This window comes from Actinomycetes bacterium (genome assembly GCA_036000965.1).
Taxonomy (GTDB): Bacteria; Actinomycetota; CALGFH01; order CALGFH01; family CALGFH01; genus DASYUT01.
Window position 1 is genome coordinate 1 of record DASYUT010000262.1, and the last position, 3,469, is coordinate 3,469.

General features: G+C 71.4%; 5 protein-coding genes and 1 pseudogene. 4 read left to right on the plus strand and 2 right to left on the minus strand.

The features are described 5' to 3' along the window. Positions 1-64: 64 nt before the first annotated feature. Both VG276_22660 and VG276_22665 read right to left on the minus strand, forming a co-directional pair. A pseudogene (locus VG276_22660) lies at positions 65-346 on the minus strand (SpoIIE family protein phosphatase). Positions 347-376: 30 nt separating this feature from the next. Continuing rightward, complete coding sequence (locus tag VG276_22665) at positions 377-1,081, minus strand: helix-turn-helix domain-containing protein (protein ID HEV8652115.1); 705 nt, start codon at positions 1,079-1,081, stop codon at positions 377-379. Positions 1,082-1,168: 87 nt separating this feature from the next. Here VG276_22665 and VG276_22670 point away from each other — a divergent pair, with 87 nt between their 5' ends. The 4 genes from VG276_22670 to VG276_22685 form a co-directional block, all read left to right on the plus strand. Then, positions 1,169-1,597: a hypothetical protein gene (locus VG276_22670; protein HEV8652116.1), complete on the plus strand. Its 429-nt coding sequence runs from the start codon at positions 1,169-1,171 to the stop codon at positions 1,595-1,597. Between the two features lie 146 nt (positions 1,598-1,743). Next, the gene (gene folE, locus VG276_22675) at positions 1,744-2,322 is read left to right on the plus strand and encodes a GTP cyclohydrolase I FolE (GenBank protein ID HEV8652117.1); all 579 of its coding nucleotides are present in this window, start codon (positions 1,744-1,746) and stop codon (positions 2,320-2,322) included. A 42-nt stretch (positions 2,323-2,364) separates the two neighbouring features. Next, positions 2,365-2,949: a DUF2231 domain-containing protein gene (locus VG276_22680; protein HEV8652118.1), complete on the plus strand. Its 585-nt coding sequence runs from the start codon at positions 2,365-2,367 to the stop codon at positions 2,947-2,949. A gap of 1 nt (position 2,950) precedes the next feature. Further along, positions 2,951-3,469 (plus strand): transaldolase family protein (locus tag VG276_22685; GenBank protein ID HEV8652119.1); only part of this gene is annotated, 519 nt, incomplete at its 3' end.

The window sequence follows — 3,469 nt, forward strand, 5'->3', positions numbered from 1 at the left end:
CGCGCAAGCGCCTCGAGCGACAGCTTCTCCATGCGTCCAATGTGACCACCCGGCCGCGCAACCGTCAACGACACCGCCGGACCCGCGAAGGTCCGCGAGGTCCCTGGGGCCGCCGAGGGCCAGGCGTCGTCGCTGCTGGCCCGCGGCCAGAGCCGCCGGGCGGCCACAGCGATTCCAGCCCCGCTTCCAGGTCGGCGCTGACCAGCGCGAACGCCGCCGCGGCCTGCAACGGGAAGAACCCACCCCGGGTGCGCGCCTCGCTGGCCCCGTCGGTGTACAGCAAGATCCGGTCGCCCAGCGCCAACCGCAGCCGCAGCGGCTCCGGGCGCGGGCCCAGCCCCAGCGGCGGCGCCGGCTCAGGGTGGGTCCAGCGAGGTCAGCCCTCGCGGGCCAAGGCGACGCAGCAGCGCCCGGGCTGCGGGTCCAGCACGGCCCGGACGGGCGGGTCGGCGTCGAGGTGGTCGGTGAGGCTCCGGAGCATGGCGAGGTTGGCCCCGCAGACCAGATCGCGGTGGTCGGCGGCGATGCGGTCGAAGGGGCAGTTGCGGAGCCGGATGGTGCCGTCGGCGTCGTCGTAGGGCTCGTAGCCGCGGCGGGCCAGCGCCTGGCGGAGCGCCGCGAGGACGCGGGCAGGGTCGCCACCGGGCTGGATGTGGGTGGCTGCCTCGGTGCCGAGTTCCGCGCCGAGGCTGCCGGCGGCGCGGTTGAGCGCGGCCTGGGCGGCGCCGGACTGGTCGGCTTCGACGGCGCGGGCGAGAAGCTCGGCCAGGGCGGCGTAGTCGCGGGCGGGGAGGCTGAGCTCGATCTGACGGTCGGCGCGGACGTAGTGCTTGGCCGGGCGGCCGGCGCCGGGTCCCCGGCGGCCGCTGCGGCGCTGGTAGCGGGCCTCCAGCAGGCCGTCGTCGACCAGCTTGTCGAGGTGGTAGGCGGCCAGGGGCCGGCTGATGCCGACCGCGCGGGCGGCGTCATCTCGGCTGACGGGGATGCCACGCTCGGCCACGTGTCGGTAGAGGGCACGACGGAGGGGGTCGCCGAGCCCGCTGAGGCCGGTGAGCTGCTGATCAACGTTCGCGGGGTTCATACCTCCATTCTAAAACAAACACTTCTTGACAGCTAGCCTTCCGAAGCTCTATAACAAAGAAGTATTTTCGATACAGGAGGAGGGAGCATGGCCACCACCGCCCGTCCCCACACCGCAGCCGCCCTCGACAACCCCGCCTACCAGGCCTACCTGACCCTGCGCACCGGCTTCGTCGCCGCCCCGATCCTGTTCGGCCTGGACAAGTTCACCAACCTGCTGGCCGACTGGACCACCTACCTGGCACCCGCCGTCGACCGCCTGCTCCCCGGCAGCGCCTCGGGCGCGATGCTCGCCGTCGGCGTCGTCGAGGTCGCCGCCGGGCTGGTCGTGGCGGTCCGGCCCAAGGTCGGCGGCTACCTGGTCGCCGCCTGGCTGGCCGGCATCATCGCCAACCTGCTGCTGCTCGGCAGCCACTACGACATCGCCCTGCGGGACCTCGGCCTGCTGCTGGCGGCGCTGGCGCTGGCCCGGCTCGCCACCGCCTTCCGGCCCGCCCACGACACCGCGCAGGTCTGAGGGCGCAGCAGGCGAGCGGCGTCGCCGCCGAGCCGACGCCGCTGGCCTGTATGCACCTTGGCCTACCGCAGCCGAAAGGACCCGACGTGTCCGCTGTTGCCCGCCCACTGCCCGACGAGCCCACGCCGCCCAGCAGCCGCCCGCAGCTGCAGGTCGTCGACCGCACGCCTACGGTCGACCTGGTGCGGGCCGAGCGCGCCGTGGCCGACCTGCTCGCCGCGCTCGGCCAGGACCCGGCCTCCGAACCGCTCCAGGGCACGCCGCGGCGGGTCGCCGCCGGCTACGCCGAACTGCTCACCCCGGTGGCCTTCAACCCCACCACCTTCCCCAACGACGAAGGCTACGACGAGCTGGTCCTGGTCAGGGCCATCCCGTTCCAGTCGCTGTGCCAGCACCACCTGCTGCCGTTCGTCGGGGTCGCCCACGTCGGCTACCTGCCCGCCGACCGCATCCTGGGCCTGTCGAAGCTGGCCCGAGTGGTCGAGCTGTTCGCCCGCCGGCTGCAGCTCCAAGAGCGGCTCACCAAGCAGGTCGCCGACTGGCTGCAGGACCATCTGGAGCCCAAGGGCGTCGGGGTCGTGGTGGAGGCCGAGCACCTCTGCATGTCGCTTCGCGGCGTGCAGGCCACCGGCGCCCGCACCGTCACCTCCGCCCTGCGCGGCCTGCTGCGCAGCGACCCACGCTCGCGGCAGGAGTTCTTCGCTCTCGTCGGCATCAGCCGGTGAGAGCCCAATAATCCACTGCCTGTGGAGAAACGAGGAGACGTCGTGAGGAGGTTCTCGGTTCGCCCGACGCTGACGCTGAAGGGCCGCACATTCAAGGGATTACGGGGCTGGTCGGGCAAACCATTGCATCCTCCGCTGACCGACTTCCCGATCGCCGCCTACGTGCTCGCCGCCGTGTTCGACGTCATCTCGGCGGCCGCCGGCAAGGACCACACCTGGGCCCGGGAGCTGTGGCACGCCGGCACGTACACCTTTATCGGTGGGGCGGCGGTGTCGGTGTTCGCCGCGTTGACGGGCCTGTGGGACGCGTGGAAGTCCTCGGAGGCCGGCACCCAGGCGCGGCGAACGATCAACACCCACGCCACGATCATGATCACCGTCACCGTGCTCGCCCTGGCCGACATCGCCTGGCGGCTGAACGACTACCACACCAAGCCGGTCACGCCCGTAGGGATCGCGGTGCTGTCGGTCGTCATCGGCCTGCTGGTGTCGGTGGGCGCGACGTTCGGTGGCAGCCTCGTCTACGACTACGGCTTCAACGTCGAGACCGCCGGCGACCATCCAGTGTGGCACAAGTCCGACACCGATGTGTTCCCCGGACAGCACGACGAACAAGAGGAGCGATGACATGACCAACCTCCAGCGTCTGTACGACGAGCAGGGCCAGAGTCCTTGGCTCGACAACCTGACCCGCCTCTATCTCCGCGACGGCACACTCGGCCGGCTGGTGGCCGACGGGATCCGGGGGGTGACGGCCAACCCGACGATCCTCGCCAGGGCCATCGAAGGCTCCGACGCCTACGACGAGCAATTCGCGACGCTCATCGTCCAGGGGCGACCGGTGATGGACGCGTACTGGGACCTGATCGTCGACGACATCATCGACGCGCTCGGCGTGCTGCGACCGACCTTCGAGTCCAGTGGCGGCACCGACGGGTTCGTGTCGGTCGAGGTGGCACCCGAACTGGCCCGCGACACCGACGCCACCGTCGCCGCCGCCCGCCAGCTGCACGAGCGGATCGCCCAGCCGAACCTGTTCGTGAAGATCCCGGCCACCGGCGAGGGCGTGCCCGCCATCCAGGCGATGATCGCCGAGGGACGCAGCATCAACATCACGCTGATCTTCTCCCTGGCCCGCTACGCCGAG